Below are 14,510 nucleotides of genomic sequence, written 5' to 3'. Positions count from 1 at the left end.
TTATACGTCGTCGAAATAGAAGGCGTCGTGGCCGACCAGTGATGTCAGTATAGTCAACCGAGCCGCATTGTCCTGGCTACCAAGATCCGACGCGCTGATGCGCTTTTGCTCACACAGCCAGCGTAACCCGTCGGCGGGCAGGTTGGTTTCTATGGCTTCGCCATCCACAAAGAGCGTTCCGGGTTGATAGGCGAGTCTGACCGCGGCATTACGTATCAGTGGTTGCCGTTGTAGCTGGCGCGCAATATCGGCTTTGCTCAGTGAGGGCTCTTCAAGCGGGGCGTCACCGTATTTGGGCTGGGTCATGTAGCTGCCGAACCACCTCGCCATGGCATCCCGGTCCTGTACCAGCCTTTGCAGCATGCTTTGAATGCGGTCTACATCGGCGGGAGTAATGCGATGACTGTCGTCTCGCGCGTCCAGATCTGCATCCTGGTAGCGGTCAAAATCCGAACTGGTATTGGCAAGGAACTGGGCGAAGTCTACCAATGTTTCAGCTTGGCTGGGTGCGCGAAAGCCAATGGAGTAGGTGATACAGTCTTTGCTCAGGGCTTCTCCCCAGTGCGCGATCCCCGGTGGCACGTAGAGCATATCGCCCGGTTTCAGTACCCAGCGCTCCTGTTCGTCAAAATGGGCGAGTATGCTCAAATCGGTATCGTCACGGCGATCATCAGCTTCGGTACAGGATTGGCCGATGCGCCATTCCCGTTCTCCTTCAACCTGAATCAGAAACACATCGTAGTGATCAAAATGCGGGCCGACACCGCCGCCGGGCACCGCATAGGAGACCATGATGTCATCCATCCGCCAGGCGGGTATAAAACTGAACGCATCAAACAGCGCCGCTATCTCGGGCACCCAGTGATCGACGGCCTGAACCAACAGCGTCCAGTCTTTTTCAGGCAATTGGGCAAAATCATCTTCGAAGAAGGGGCCGTGACGCAATGTCCAGTCGTTGGCTGTCACCAGGCGCGATTCCACCTCCGGTTCGGTAGCCAGACCAGCCAGCTCATCGCCACTGATTCCGGGCAGACCATCGGGGAAGGCCTTGCGCACCAGGTAGGGCGTTTTTTGCCAGTACTGGCTCAGAAATTCCTGGCCACTGAGGCCGCCGAGCATATCCATGAGGGTCACCTGAGTCGGAGTAGTATGGAGCAGCAACTGCACGGTCAGTTTTGCAGCAAACCAGCGATAGTACAAGGCGGGTGAGTCGGGCAGATCTGCGTCTGCCCGACCGGGTGACATCAGATCGAGTCGATGCCGTTGGCCTGCTCGGCAGCATTGCCCAGATAAGTGGCCGGTGTCAGCGCCAGCAAGGCTTCTTTGGCACTTTGTGGCAGGTCGAGCTGGTTCACAAAATCCTGCATCATGGGCTCAGTAATGGCCTTGCCGCGGGTGAAGGCTTTCAGTTTTTCATAAGGTTCTTCAATGCCGTAGCGACGCATAACCGTCTGGATAGCCTCGGCCATGACTTCCCAGGCCTGGTTTAGATCCTGGTTCAGTCGGTCCGGGTTGGCTTCCAGTTTGCTAATGCCTTTCTGTGTTGCCTGGTAGGCGATGAGGCTGTGCGCCAGGCCCACACCCATGGAGCGCAGCACGGTTGAGTCGGTTAAGTCTCGCTGCCAGCGGGAAATTGGCAGTTTGGCCGTCAGATGGGCCAGAATCGCATTCGCCAGGCCCAGATTGCCTTCTGAGTTCTCGAAGTCGATTGGGTTGACCTTGTGCGGCATGGTTGAACTGCCGACTTCACCGGCGATAGTACGCTGCTTGAAGTAACCCAGTGAAATATAACCCCAGATGTCCCGGTCGAAATCGATCAGAATGGTGTTATAGCGGGCGATGGCATCAAAGAGTTCCGCCATGTAATCGTGCGGTTCGATCTGGGTGGTATAGGGGTTGAGTGTCAAACCCAGTGACTGGATAAAGGCATCGGCGTTGGCGGCCCAGTCGATGTCCGGGTAGGCCGACAGGTGGGCATTGTAATTGCCAACGGCGCCATTGATTTTCCCCAGGTACTCTACTGACTCGATCTGGCGGATCTGACGACCCAGACGGTAGGCGACGTTCGCCATTTCCTTGCCCAGGGTGGTGGGTGAGGCAGTCTGGCCATGTGTACGGCTGAGCATGGGCTGGTCAGCGTGGTTTTTTGCCAGGGCAGCTATGTCGTTATGAATTGCACGCATCTGCGGCAACAGTACGTCGACAATGCCGGTTTTCAGCATCAGTGCATGTGACAGGTTGTTGATGTCTTCCGAGGTGCAGGCGAAGTGGACAAATTCAGTCACCTGGCTGAGTTCGTCCAGTTCACTCAACCGGGTTTTCAGGAAATACTCGATCGCTTTGACATCGTGGTTGGTGGTGCGCTCAATGGCCTTGATGGCTTCGGCATCGGCCAGAGAGAACTGATTTACGATGGCATCCAGAAAAGCATTGGCCTCGGCTGAAAAAGGCGCCAACTCGGCAATGTCAGCGTGACTGGCCAGTTGCTGCAGCCAGCGAACTTCGACTGTGACCCGGGCTTTGATCAGGCCATATTCGCTGAAAATAGACCGAAACGCTTCGGTTTTGGAGCCATATCGGCCATCGATAGGGGAGATCGCGGTGAGCGCGTTTAATTCCATGGTGCCTGGTTCCCGTCGGTACATGCGTGAAGGCGGGCGATTATACCGGTCAGCCGCCAGACAGGCCAATGCTTCGGTCGCGAATGCTCAGGCTGGCTGCATCGCTTCGAGGCTGCCCCCCATCGCTCTTCTGTTGCTAACTCCGAAACCAGCACTTAAAGATGCCGATTGGTTTGTCTATATTCTGGCAAGCAGCTGCTCAGCGGTATCATGCAGTTTTGAACGCTTCACCACGATATGCCAGCGCCGGCCGCCCAGTTGATGCCATAGGTGGGCGCTGCGTATGCCAAACAACAGGGCCGCGCGGACCTGTTCGGCGATGTTCGGGTTTTGCAGGTAGGAAGGGTTGCCCATAACCCGGATGCGAAAATCCAGTTTGCTGACACTTTGCTGGTAGCTGTTGGCGACGGCGGCGATGACCGATTCATGCAGAGGATCATCGAAATAGGCGCACTGATCAACCGCCCGCGTTAGATGCTGGCTGAGCGACTCCATCAGATCATCCCGTGCTGTGAGCTTTTTCTGGGCATGCAAAATGCCCATCGCATAACGCAGTACATCCGGTGACATGCCCTTGCCACGCTTCGCCAAGACTTCCTTAAGCCCCTCAAGTCCGGTTTTTACCCCTGTTATGCCGCCGTAAACGGCTTCAACCGAGCTCGGGTTCAGGTTGAGCACAGTGCGGATACTCTGCTCGAGTCGCGGGCGTTCCAGGCTGCCCTGGCGCGCCAGCTGCTCGACCATCAGAGCGGACTGGAATACGCCAGCCAGTGCCATAACCTGATTGCTAAACTGATTCATTAACTTCCTTAATGCTTTTATATCAAAGGGTTAAGTAGCATTGTTGATGTTAAATGTGACTTATAGACCCTGCCTGATCCCTGGGGATTCGGCTGTGGCAGTTCACCAGGTGCGTTCAATAACGCCACCACCGAGGCAGACTTCGCCATCGTAGAATACAGCGGATTGTCCGGGGGTAATCGCCCGTTGAGGCTGTTCAAACGTAACCCGGTAGCCGTCGTCGGTAGCGGTTACCTGACAGGCTTGGTCCGGTTGCCGGTAGCGGTGCTTGCACATCAGACTGGCTGGCAGCGCAGGGGCTCCACCGGCCACCCAGTAGACCGAAGAGAGGGCCAGCTCCTGAGTGTAGAGCGCTGGATTGTGCGTTCCCTGCACGACGGTCAGTACGTTACGCTCCAGGTCTTTGGCAGCGACAAACCAGGGCGCTTCGGGATGGTTGCGGGTACCGCCAATGCCCAGCCCCTGGCGCTGGCCGATGGTGTAGTACATCAGCCCCTGATGTTCTCCGATCACTTCGCCACTGTCCGTTTCTATCGTTCCCGGGCGAGCAGGCAAGTATTGCTTCAGAAAGTCACTGAAGCGGCGCTCACCAATAAAACAGATACCGGTGCTGTCTTTCTTGCGGGCTGTCGCCAGCTGGTACTTTTCGGCAATACGGCGTACTTCCGGTTTTTCGAGCTCACCGACCGGAAACAGGGTTTTGGCAAATTCTTCGTGGCCGACAGCGTGCAGGAAATAGGACTGGTCTTTGTTCGTATCCAGGCCGCGCAGCAGTTGGGTGCCCTGATCTGTGGTGCGGGTTCGGGTGTAGTGCCCGGTTGCGATTTTGTCGGCGCCTAGCGTCAGGGCGTAGTCGAGAAAGGCTTTGAACTTGATCTCCCGGTTGCACAGGATATCCGGGTTGGGGGTTCTTCCAGCCTGGTATTCTTCCAGAAAATGTTCAAATACGTGATCCCAGTATTCGGCCGCAAAATTAGCCTTGTGCAGGTGGATGCCCAGCCGGTCGCTGACGGCCTGAGCATCGGCAAGGTCTTCTTTGGCGGTGCAGTATTCAGTGCCGTCGTCTTCATCCCAGTTTTTCATGAACAGGCCTTCGACCTGGTAACCGGCCTCCAGCAGCAACGCCGCCGTTACAGAAGAGTCGACACCGCCGGACATGCCGACGATGACTTTGGTTGAGGCAGCTGAAGTCATGGGGTTAAAGGCTCCCGGGGGCAATCATGGGGTGAATGAGTGACAGTGGATACCGCTGTCCGGCCTGGTAATCGGCCAGTGCCTGACTGACCAGCGCGCTGCGCAGCGGGTAGTGACCGGCAAGCAGTTGATCCAGCGGCAGCCAGTCCACGGCCAGAATATCGGTGTCGCGCGGGCTGTTTTCAACCCATTCGGGCTGATCGGCTGTGAAGCAAACGCGCAAATAATGAATGCCGGTGGTGGGGTGCACGGATTGGTAGATGCCAACCAGCGCGGTCAGACGCACCTGGTACTGAGTTTCTTCGAGCGTTTCCCGGCGCGCGGCATCCAGAAGAGACTCTCCTGGTTCGACATGACCGGCGGGCTGGTTCCATCCAATTATACCGTTATCAATTTCATTGACCATCAATATGCGCTGGTTTTCTTCTACAATAACGGCTGTTGTGAGGTGGGGCATTTCAGGTGCAGCAGCCATGGTGTCTCCTGTAGCGGAAGGGTAAGTGAGGGCGTTTGTCAGCGCCGCGGTGTTGCAACGAACAGGAACAAGGTACGCTTTAGTGTCTGGACACTGTTCGTATCCGTCACAAGTCTTTTGCATTCAAACCAGAGCGTTGGCAGCCTACTGGACGTAAAATGGATCATAACAAGAGAGTTACAGTGACGTTTGCTGCGCTCATACGCGAACCGAGATTAAGGAACCCGGCATGATCATCAAACCCAAGGTACGTGGTTTTATTTGCACCACCGCACACCCAACGGGCTGTGCCCTGCATGTTCAGGAGCAGATCGACTATGTAAAAGCCCATCCGCCCGCTGCTGAAGGCCCCAAGAATGTGTTGGTGATTGGCGCTTCAACCGGCTATGGCCTGGCGTCGCGCATTGTCTCTGGCTTTGGCTTCAAGGCCAACACCCTGGGGGTCATGTTCGAAAAAGAACCGACTGAGCGCCGCACTGCCTCGGCGGGTTGGTACAACACCCGAGCCTACGAGAAAGCGGCAACCGAGGCTGGATTGTACGCTAAAACCTTTAATGCCGATGCGTTCAGTCACGAATGCAAGGCGGAAGTGATCGAAGAGATCAAAGCGTCGATGGGCAAGGTGGACCTGGTGGTCTACAGCCTGGCCTCACCGCGCCGCAAAGATCCCGATACCGGCGACGTCTATATGTCAACGTTGAAGCCAATCGGCGAGCCGGTGACCCGTAAGAGTTTGAATACCGATACCCGTGAGGTGTCCGAGGTTACTCTGGAGCCGGCGAATGACGATGAGATCGCCAATACCATCAAGGTGATGGGCGGGCAGGACTGGGAATTGTGGCTAAAGGCACTGGCCGACGCCGACGTATTGGCCGAGGGTGTCAAGACAACGGCCTACACCTACATCGGCCGCGAGCTCACGTTCCCTATTTATGGCGAAGCCACCATTGGCCGCGCCAAGGAAGACCTGGATCGCGCAGCAGCGGCCATTGACCAGTCACTGAAATCCAGCCTGGGTGGCAGTGCACGTGTTTCTGTTCTGAAGGCGCTGGTTACCCAGTCCAGCTCTGCTATCCCGGTCATGCCGTTGTACATCTCTTTGCTGTACCGGGTAATGAAAGAGCAGGGCACGCACGAAGGTTGCATTGAGCAGATCAACACGCTGCTGACGGGCGAACTTTACTCGGGGAAAGATGAGCTCACGCTGGATGAGCATAGCCGTGTTCGCGTGGACCTGAAAGAACTGACCGACGAGGTACAGAATCGGGTAGAGGAGTTGTGGCACCAGGTAACAACGGAAAATCTTACCGAGTTGTCCGACTTCGAGGGCTACCAGAAGGAGTTTTTCCGCCTGTTCGGCTTCGGCTACGACCAGGTGGATTACGACCAGGACGTTGACCCGGTCGTTTAACCCCCTGTGTTCCTGAAGATGAGGCGCCTGCTGGGCGCCTTTTTTTAGTCTTGACACTTATACCGTTATCTAAAATGCGATCAATGTCGATTTCCCGAAACTCCCCGCTTGCCAGATCATCAAGCGCACAATGACCGATTTTCCAGCGAATCAGCCTTAGCGTCGGGTAGCCTATATGGGCTGTCATCCGGCGTACCTGGCGGTTTCGTCCTTCGGTGATGACCAGTTGTAACCATTGGGTCGGTATGTCTTTGCGCTCTCTGATCGGGGGTTGCCTTGGCCACAACGCGTCTGGCTCATCGATGAGTTCGACCTGTGCGGGCTGTGTCATGCCGTCTTTTAGTTTTACGCCCTGGCGTAGCGGTGCAAGATCGGCTTCCGAGGGTATACCTTCCACCTGAACCAGGTAGGTTTTTTCAACCTTGTTGGCCGGGTGGGCCAACTGATGTATGACGGCACCATCATCGCTGAGCAATAGCAGACCTTCGGAATCGAAATCCAGGCGACCGGCAGCGTACACCCCGGGAATCGGGATAAAATCAGCCAGGGTACTGCGGGGGAGCCCGGAACGTTCGTCGGTAAACTGGCACAGCACCTGAAACGGTTTGTTAAACATGATTAGGGTGGTCATTGCGAGTGTTCTGGGCCTTTAAGAGGTGTTATCCGTGCAACCCGGCGTGCAACGCATGGTACCAAAGTCACATTCGTTGATGCTGTAAGTAGACAAACGATTCCGTTATACTCCGCCGCCGTTGAAACCATAATACACAGATGGAGTGAACCATGGGATATCAGAAAATTGAAGTGCCGGCCGGCGAGAAAATCACGGTCGACGCCAAAGGTACCCTGACTGTACCCAACAACCCTATTATCCCGTTCATCGAAGGCGATGGCATCGGCATTGACGTAACCCCGCCGATGATCGCTGTGATCGATGCTGCGGTTGCCAAGGCGTACGGCAGCGAGCGCAAAATCAGCTGGATGGAAGTTTACGCGGGTGAAAAAGCCACCACCATCTACGACGCAGATACTTGGCTGCCAACGGAAACGCTGGATGCCTTCCGCGAGTTCAAAGTGGGGATCAAAGGCCCGCTGACCACACCCGTAGGCGGCGGTATTCGCTCACTGAACGTTGCCATCCGTCAGGAACTCGATTTGTTTGTGTGCCAGCGTCCGGTGCAGTGGTTTACCGGTGTACCTAGCCCGGTAAAAGCCCCTGGCGACGTCGACATGGTGATCTTCCGTGAAAACTCCGAAGACATCTATGCCGGTGTTGAATGGAAAGCAGGCAGCCCTGAAGCTGAGAAAGTCATCAAGTTTTTGCGCGAAGAAATGGGCGTCACCAAGATTCGCTTCCCTGAAATGTGTGGTATTGGTGTCAAGCCAGTGTCGGAAGAGGGTACCAAGCGTCTGGTGCGCCAGGCACTGCAGTACACCGTCGATAACGACCGCGACAGCCTGACTCTGGTACACAAGGGCAACATCATGAAGTTCACCGAAGGTGCCTTCAAAGATTGGGGTTACGAGCTGGCCAAAGAAGAGTTTGGTGCCGAGTTGCTCGACGGCGGCCCCTGGATGCAGTTCAAGAACCCCAAAACCGGCAAGAACATCGTGGTTAAAGACGTCATCGCCGATGCCATGTTGCAACAGATTCTGTTGCGTCCGGCCGATTATGACGTTATTGCCACACTGAACCTGAACGGCGACTACCTGTCCGATGCCCTGGCGGCGGAAGTAGGCGGCATTGGTATCGCACCAGGCGCCAACCTTTCTGACGACGTGGCCGTGTTTGAAGCCACACACGGTACCGCGCCGAAGTATGCCGGTCAGGACAAGGTTAACCCGGGTTCACTGATTTTGTCTGGCGAGATGATGCTGCGTCATATGGGCTGGATCGAAGCGGCTGATCTGGTGCTGAAAGGCATGGCCGATGCCATTGCTTCCAAGCGCGTAACCTATGACTTCGAGCGTCTGATGGACGGTGCTACGCTGGTGAAAGCCTCTGAGTTTGGGCAAGAAATCATCAAGCAGATGGATAGCTGAGCCTAGCGCGACGCCGTGAGGTCTGTGAGTAGACCTCGCACTTTCAAAAAAGCCTGGCAATAGCCAGGCTTTTTTTATGCTTCAATGGACGTTGACTGTCTGTTCCAGCCAGATCGATTCAGTCAGGGTGATCGCTGGTTGCGCGCTCCTTGGTAGTCTGGGCTGTTTCAGTAGATTGGGCAGGGGAAGCGGCTGTTTGCGCACCAGGCTCAGGTAATGCACGAATGTTAACAGCATGAATGCCTCGATCGGCCTTGACGGTGTCGAATTCCACCGGTTGCCCGGCCTTGAGTGTCTTGTAGCCTTCCATCTGAATGGAGGAGAAATGGGCAAACAGGTCTTCTTCATGTTCGTCACAAACGACGAAACCGAAACCTTTTGCATTGTTGAACCACTTTACTTTCCCTACGGGCATAACGGACTCCTTACGACCACGTTAAATTACAACTTGAAATCGACCAGGCCCACTTGCTTGACCGGGTCAACCCTTGTTCACAATGACACCTAGGTAGAGATGGACAGCCACTCATTGGCAGGTGTTGTTCAGTCTCCGGCCAACCTCTTCCCTGAGTATCGTGAGAGACTTGTTGGTTTGAACCGTTCTACCCAGCGAGTTGCATTTCGAGGTAGCGATATGCAATGCTCTGTCCGGTTCACACCCAACCCGTCCACAGCCAGACGTTACACGCCTTGCAGGGGAAATACCGACGACTCGTTGGCATCCCCAAAGGTTATTCACTAACCTTACCTGCGTTCTGTGAGCGGTTGTATTCAACAGCCACGATACATCGACTACTAGTACTACCAGGCCCCATCGACCACCGAATCGAGCTGTACAGTATTTATACAGATCAAACGGTTAGGCTATGGTTGGTTGTTGAACCATTGAAGTCAAGCACCAACTCGCTGAGTTATGAAGCAGCGCACGTTGTGTTCACCTGATGTTACTGAAAATACGCCCGGTTCAGCACGGCTACGGTAATTTTAACACTGTTCGGTTGCTTGAGCCCGACGCTGCGACGCGCATAATTGGGCCAACAGGAAAACATCCTGTCGTTGAGTCATTGGAAAACCACCGGGTCAGCCCCACCGTATAATCTGAATGAGTTTGAACATCGACCTATGACCATTACTACTACTGGAAAGCCAGACCTGTACGACGCCGGAATGAAGAGAATTCACGCTGGCACCCCAAGGCTTGGGCCTGACGAGCCCGAGCAGGGAGACGATTATGGCGTCGCCACCCGGACTCAGGATCCGGAGCTTAAGCAACCCCCTCTTTACCGGGTGATTTTGCTGAACGACGACTACACCCCCATGGAGTTTGTGGTGCACATTCTCGAGAACTTTTTTTACATGTCCCGGGAAAAGGCGACACAAGTCATGTTAGCGGTGCACACGCAAGGCAAAGGTGTGTGCGGCGTCTATACTAGAGATATCGCGGAAACCAAGGCAGCCATGGTTAACCAGTATTCCAGGGACAATGAACACCCCCTGGTGTGTGAGGTAGAAAAGGCAGATGACCAGTGATCAGCAAGAGGGTTATATACCATGCTAAGTAAAGATCTCGAATTGACGCTGAATAATGCGTTCAAAGATGCGCGGGGCAAGCGGCATGAGTTCATGACCGTGGAGCACCTGTTGCTGGCGTTGCTGGACAATCATGCTGCAGCCGAAGTGCTGACGGCCTGTGCTGCCGACATTCCGCAACTGCGTCGCGACCTGACGGAATTCATTGATTCCACGACCCCCCTGATTCCGATCGACGATGAAGACCGTGAAACCCAGCCAACCCTGGGCTTCCAGCGGGTATTGCAGCGTGCTGTCTTCCACGTTCAGTCGTCCGGCAAAAAAGAGGTAACTGGTGCCAACGTGCTGGTGGCCATTTTCTCCGAGCAGGAAAGCCAGGCGGTGTTCTTCCTCAAACAGCAAAGCATCTCTCGCATCGATGTGGTCAATTTTATTGCCCATGGCATCTCCAAGGTGCAAAGCGAGAATGCCCAGCCGAATGAAGATTTTAACGCCGATCAGCAAGAAGAGGGTGGTGGCGATGGTGTTCAGGGCAGTGCTCTGGAGAGCTTTGCCTCAAACCTGAATGAATTGGCCCGCAAGGGGCAGATCGACCCGCTGGTAGGGCGTGAGCACGAAGTTGAGCGCGTTATCCAAATCCTCTCGCGCCGGCGCAAGAACAATCCGCTGCTGGTCGGAGAAACCGGGGTGGGAAAAACCGCCATCGCTGAGGGCCTGGCAAAGCGTATTATCGACAACGATGTACCTGAAATTATGGAAGGGGCTCAAGTCTTTTCCCTGGATCTGGGCGCTTTGCTCGCAGGTACCAAGTACCGGGGAGATTTTGAAAAACGCCTGAAAACGCTATTGGCTGAGTTGAAGAAGAAGGAAAAGTCGATTTTGTTTATCGACGAGATCCACACCATCATCGGTGCCGGGGCGGCGTCTGGCGGCGTTATGGATGCGTCCAATCTGCTCAAGCCGATGCTCAGTTCCGGTGAACTCAGATGCATGGGCTCTACGACATTCCAGGAATTTCGTGGCATTTTCGAGAAAGACAGCGCTCTGACGCGCCGTTTTCAGAAAATTGATGTCAATGAGCCGTCGGTCGATGAAACCTATCGCATCCTGAAGGGGCTGAAGTCGCGTTTTGAGGAGCATCACCACCTCAAGTACACCGATAAATCCTTGAAAGCCGCTGCAGAGCTGTCGGCCCGCTACATCACTGACCGCCACCTGCCAGACAAGGCCATTGATGTCATCGATGAAGCGGGTGCGGCCCAGCGGCTGCTACCGGCCAGCAGACGCAAGAAGTCGATTAACGTCAGTGATGTCGAGAAGGTCATCGCCTCTATTGCCCGCATTCCGGAAAAAAGTGTCAGCCGTAACGACAAGGAAGTGTTGGAGCATCTGGAGCGTAACCTGAAGATGACCGTCTTCGGACAGGAGCAGGCCATTGAGCAACTGGCTGCGTCGATCAAACTGGCCCGTGCCGGTCTGAAATCGGTCGACAAGCCCATTGGCTCCTTCCTGTTTGCTGGCCCGACCGGGGTGGGCAAAACAGAGGTGTCGAAGCAGCTGGCCGATTCTCTGGGTATTGAGCTGTTGCGCTTTGATATGTCGGAGTACATGGAGCGCCACACCGCTTCGCGTCTGATCGGGGCTCCTCCGGGCTACGTCGGGTTCGATCAGGGTGGTTTGCTGACCGATGGGGTGTCCAAGCACCCGCATTGTGTGCTGCTGCTCGATGAAATTGAAAAAGCACACCCGGATGTTTTCAACCTGCTGTTGCAGGTTATGGACCACGGCACCCTGACCGACAACAACGGGCGCAAGGCGGACTTCCGCAATGTCATTCTGATCATGACCAGCAATGCCGGCGCGCAGGAAATTAACCGCCGCTCCATGGGCTTCCTGGAGCAGGACAACAGCACCGATGGCATGGAAATGATTCGTAAGCAGTTTACACCGGAGTTCCGCAACCGTTTGGACGCCATCGTTCAGTTCAAGTCGTTGCCGATCGCGGTGGTTACCAGCATTGTCGATAAGTTCCTGACCGAGCTGCAGGCTCAGTTGGATGACAAGCGCGTCATGATGGAAGTGGATGATGAGGTTCGCGCCTGGCTCGCCGAGAAAGGGTACGACGAACACATGGGCGCCCGGCCGATGAGCCGCCTGATTCAGGAGAAGGTGAAGCGGCCGTTGGCCGACATGATTCTCTTCGGCCCGCTGTCTCGTGGCGGTACCGTCTATGTGCACATCCGTAACGATGAGCTGACGCTGGAAGTCGAGGAAGAAGCAGAAACGGTCTGACGTGTAAGAACGTTAGGGTTATTAAAAAGGCACCTCCGGGTGCCTTTTTTTGTTGTTCTGAGGCGTGTGCAGAACGCACAGACAAAAAAACACCCGGAGGGTGTTCTTTTATACTGGGTCTGGCGGTTGTTTCAGGTCGCGTGACCCAAACTGCATGCGTTAGCGGGCGCGGTAAACGATACGACCTTTGGTCAGGTCGTAAGGTGTCAGTTCGACCTTGACCTTGTCGCCCGTCAGGATGCGAATGTAGTTTTTACGCATTTTCCCTGAAATATGGGCAGTAATGACATGGCCATTTTCGAGTTTGACCCGGAACATGGTGTTGGGAAGGGTATCGAGAATCTCGCCTTCCATTTCAATAACGTCTTCTTTTGCCATATATGCTTGTACACACCTTTGATTAAGACCGCTGAGGCTGACTACTGGGTGTCAACCTCATGTAAGTATGGGAACCGGCGGGCATTCTGCCTGAATTTCCGGCATTTATCAAAAAACTGGGCAAATTCAGGTATTTGGCTGGAAAATCGGTACCGTGGACGTCAAGGTCGGGCAATCAATCACTCAATACCAATGGCGTCGATCAGGTGATCATCGAGCAGCCGCCAGTGCCGGTTGATCAGCACTTCCAGCGGCCGGTAATCGGCCTTGTAGGTCATTTGCGCTGATCCCGGTACCCAATAGCCCAGATACAGGAAGGGCAGGTTCAGAGTTTCGCACAGCTGTATCTGAGTCAGGATGCTGAACACCCCCAGCCCGCGCTGACTTTGAACGGGGTCAAAAAAGGTGTAAGTGGCTGACAATCCGGTTTCCATGCGGTCGGTAAAGGCGACCGCCACGACCTGATCGTTCTGTCTGAATTCAAGAATGAACGCAAGATCGGGCCGGCTGACCAGAAATTCGCGATAGCTGTCTTCCGAAGGTGGGTACATGTCACCCTGGTAATGCCGGTGACTGATGTAAGCCTCGTACAGGCGATAATGCTCGGCTTTGTACTGACAGGGCAGTCGGCGCACGCTGAGGTCCTGATTTTTAGTCAGAATACGCCGGAAACGACGCTTCCAGTGAAACTGAGCGACCCGCACCCGTGATGGCATACAGGCCCCGCAAGCTTCGCAATCGGGCCGGTAGAGGTGGTGACCACTGCGCCGGAAACCCAGGTGCATCATCTGTTCATAGAGGGGCAGGGAAAAGTGCAGATCCGGATCGAGAAACAGGGTCCGTGCCTGCTGTCCGTCCAGATAGCTGCAATTGTGCTCACCGGTTCGGTACAGCTTGATGGTGTCTTCCTGTTGCTCGGACTCAGGTTTCATCGGCAACATCCCGGACAATGTCAGTTAGTGGTTCAGCCAAACTGCCCCGGTAAATGCGATTTGAGACCGCCTGGTTCAGGGCGACCGCATCGGGAAACGACAGTTGGCGACGTTGTCGGGGCAATTGTTGCTCGAACCAACGTCGCTCAACCTCCCGGGCACCGAGACTGGCCAGGTGGTCATTATAGACCTGGCAATCGATCAGGCGTAGTGATTGCAGCAGAGCGGCTTCCTGCAGCGCCAGCAAAGCCAGCTTGGAACCGTTGGTACGCCGCGAGAACATACTTTCGCCGAAAAAAACGCCATCGATGCCTACACCGTACAGGCCTCCGATCAGATCGTCATCACACCACACCTCGATCGAATGAGCCCAGCCCAACTGATGCAGTTCGGTATAGGCGTCGCGCATCGACGTGCTGATCCAGGTACCCGGCTGACGGGCCCTGGGAGCCTGGCAAGCCGCTATTACCCGGGTGAAGGCGCCGTTGACGGTGATCGTCGGCGGCGTCTGGCGGTAAGCTTTGCGAAAACTGCGCGACAGGTGCATTTCGCCCGGTAACAGCACCATGCGCGGCTCGGGAGACCACCACAGAATGGGCTCGCCGTCGCTGTACCAGGGAAATATGCCCCGCTCGTAAGCGGTCAGTAGCCACTCGGGTGTCAGCGCGCCGCCCGCCGCCAGCAAGCCTGGCGGATTGGCCAGAGCCTCGGTGGTCGGTGGAAAGCAGGCGTTCTGTTCAGCTTCCAGCCAGCTTAGTTGTGGCATAAAAATGCTCGGTGTATCAATAAGTTGGGCTTCATACTGTGGTATCTTAGTGCTCTTTGGCGTGGAC

General features: G+C 55.2%; 14 protein-coding genes. 4 read left to right on the top strand and 10 right to left on the bottom strand.

Annotation, left to right across the window (positions count from 1 at the left end; genetic code table 11):
- From EP166_RS03565 to EP166_RS03545, 5 genes are all read right to left on the bottom strand, one after another.
- Entirely contained in the window at positions 1-1,245 is a 1,245-nt protein-coding gene (locus EP166_RS03565) for a cupin domain-containing protein (RefSeq protein WP_127555414.1), read from the bottom strand.
- Positions 1,245-2,621: an adenylosuccinate lyase gene (purB, locus tag EP166_RS03560; protein WP_127555413.1), complete on the bottom strand. Its 1,377-nt coding sequence runs from the start codon at positions 2,619-2,621 to the stop codon at positions 1,245-1,247. Before purB ends, EP166_RS03565 begins: the two co-directional genes overlap by 1 nt.
- 177 nt (positions 2,622-2,798) lie before the next feature.
- On the bottom strand, positions 2,799-3,422 hold the full coding sequence (hflD, locus tag EP166_RS03555; RefSeq protein ID WP_127555412.1) for a high frequency lysogenization protein HflD: 624 nt from the start codon (positions 3,420-3,422) through the stop codon (positions 2,799-2,801).
- Positions 3,423-3,524: 102 nt separating this feature from the next.
- Positions 3,525-4,616: a tRNA 2-thiouridine(34) synthase MnmA gene (mnmA, locus tag EP166_RS03550; RefSeq protein ID WP_127555411.1), complete on the bottom strand. Its 1,092-nt coding sequence runs from the start codon at positions 4,614-4,616 to the stop codon at positions 3,525-3,527.
- A 4-nt stretch (positions 4,617-4,620) separates the two neighbouring features.
- Positions 4,621-5,091, bottom strand: coding sequence for an NUDIX hydrolase (locus EP166_RS03545; RefSeq protein WP_127555410.1), 471 nt, complete (start codon positions 5,089-5,091; stop codon positions 4,621-4,623).
- 229 nt (positions 5,092-5,320) lie between these two features.
- On the opposite strand from EP166_RS03545, the gene fabV reads away from it, so the two are divergent.
- A complete protein-coding gene (fabV, locus tag EP166_RS03540) occupies positions 5,321-6,502 on the top strand; it encodes an enoyl-ACP reductase FabV (RefSeq protein WP_127555409.1) in 1,182 nt (393 codons plus the stop codon).
- Here fabV and EP166_RS03535 read toward each other — a convergent pair.
- The gene (locus tag EP166_RS03535) at positions 6,396-7,118 is read right to left on the bottom strand and encodes a pseudouridine synthase (protein WP_342775603.1); all 723 of its coding nucleotides are present in this window, start codon (positions 7,116-7,118) and stop codon (positions 6,396-6,398) included. The genes fabV and EP166_RS03535 overlap by 107 nt on opposite strands.
- A gap of 167 nt (positions 7,119-7,285) precedes the next feature.
- On the opposite strand from EP166_RS03535, the gene icd reads away from it, so the two are divergent.
- Positions 7,286-8,545, top strand: a complete 1,260-nt coding sequence (gene icd / locus EP166_RS03530; RefSeq protein ID WP_127555407.1) for an NADP-dependent isocitrate dehydrogenase — start codon at positions 7,286-7,288, stop codon at positions 8,543-8,545.
- 118 nt (positions 8,546-8,663) lie between these two features.
- Here the strand turns inward: icd and EP166_RS03525 are convergent, their stop codons facing one another.
- On the bottom strand, positions 8,664-8,960 hold the full coding sequence (locus EP166_RS03525) for a cold shock domain-containing protein (protein ID WP_127555406.1): 297 nt from the start codon (positions 8,958-8,960) through the stop codon (positions 8,664-8,666).
- A 752-nt stretch (positions 8,961-9,712) separates the two neighbouring features.
- On the opposite strand from EP166_RS03525, the gene clpS reads away from it, so the two are divergent.
- Both clpS and clpA read left to right on the top strand, forming a co-directional pair.
- Positions 9,713-10,075: an ATP-dependent Clp protease adapter ClpS gene (clpS, locus tag EP166_RS03520; protein WP_127556237.1), complete on the top strand. Its 363-nt coding sequence runs from the start codon at positions 9,713-9,715 to the stop codon at positions 10,073-10,075.
- Between the two features lie 21 nt (positions 10,076-10,096).
- The gene (gene clpA, locus EP166_RS03515) at positions 10,097-12,367 is read left to right on the top strand and encodes an ATP-dependent Clp protease ATP-binding subunit ClpA (protein WP_127555405.1); all 2,271 of its coding nucleotides are present in this window, start codon (positions 10,097-10,099) and stop codon (positions 12,365-12,367) included.
- Between the two features lie 159 nt (positions 12,368-12,526).
- On the opposite strand, the gene infA is transcribed toward clpA, so the two are convergent.
- The 3 genes from infA to aat form a co-directional block, all read right to left on the bottom strand.
- Positions 12,527-12,745: a translation initiation factor IF-1 gene (gene infA, locus EP166_RS03510; RefSeq protein ID WP_008043370.1), complete on the bottom strand. Its 219-nt coding sequence runs from the start codon at positions 12,743-12,745 to the stop codon at positions 12,527-12,529.
- Positions 12,746-12,924: 179 nt separating this feature from the next.
- Positions 12,925-13,677 (bottom strand): arginyltransferase, encoded by a 753-nt coding sequence (locus tag EP166_RS03505; RefSeq protein ID WP_127555404.1) that lies wholly within the window; start codon positions 13,675-13,677, stop codon positions 12,925-12,927.
- Positions 13,667-14,443, bottom strand: a complete 777-nt coding sequence (gene aat / locus EP166_RS03500; RefSeq protein WP_127555403.1) for a leucyl/phenylalanyl-tRNA--protein transferase — start codon at positions 14,441-14,443, stop codon at positions 13,667-13,669. Before aat ends, EP166_RS03505 begins: the two co-directional genes overlap by 11 nt.
- Positions 14,444-14,510: the final 67 nt, after the last annotated feature.

This window comes from Saccharospirillum alexandrii (assembly GCF_004000275.1).
In the GTDB taxonomy this organism is placed as follows: domain Bacteria; phylum Pseudomonadota; class Gammaproteobacteria; order Pseudomonadales; family Natronospirillaceae; genus Saccharospirillum; species Saccharospirillum alexandrii.
Note: the sequence above shows the minus strand (reverse complement) of the source record. Positions and strands in the feature narration are given on the sequence as shown.